The sequence below is a fragment of the Tamlana crocina genome, assembly GCF_012037625.1.
In genome coordinates this window covers 1-450 of the sequence record NZ_JAAVJS010000238.1, presented here as the reverse complement: position 1 = coordinate 450, position 450 = coordinate 1, and the positions used below count along the sequence as shown (strand labels likewise).

Genomic DNA, 450 nt, shown 5'->3' with positions numbered 1-450 from the left:
ACACGGGCTCCTACATGGAATTTGGCTACTGGCGTGAGCGGGAAAATGGTCGTCTCCGCTATTTTTCTTTAAAGGATTCAGTAAAAACAGGATTGATCGATGGGGAGCAGTTTTGGGATATAAAAGAAATTGGAGATCATTTAATTTTTCAGAGCCATCAACGCTTATACAGCTTTAATAAGAATTCAGGTAAAGTAACTGTTGTAGTTACCGAAAGAAATATTTCCAATCTGTTCAAGGTTCGCGACCGGATCTATTATCAGGAAGCTGAAAAAGGACTCTTTCTTATTGAAGACGGGGTGGGGCGATCTTTTGTCTCTAATGAAAAAATTCAGAATAAAAGCATTATTGGTCTTTTCCCATATAATACCGATAAAATACTTGCAGTTACCCGTGATGACGGAATTTTTATAATTACCGGGAATCAATGGGAGGCGCTGCCTGTGGAAA

The 450-nt window shown here is 39.1% G+C and carries 1 pseudogene; it reads left to right on the top strand.

The features are described 5' to 3' along the window. Positions 1-14: 14 nt before the first annotated feature. Positions 15-450 (top strand): annotated as a pseudogene (locus HC176_RS16495) (hypothetical protein); the annotation flags it as partial.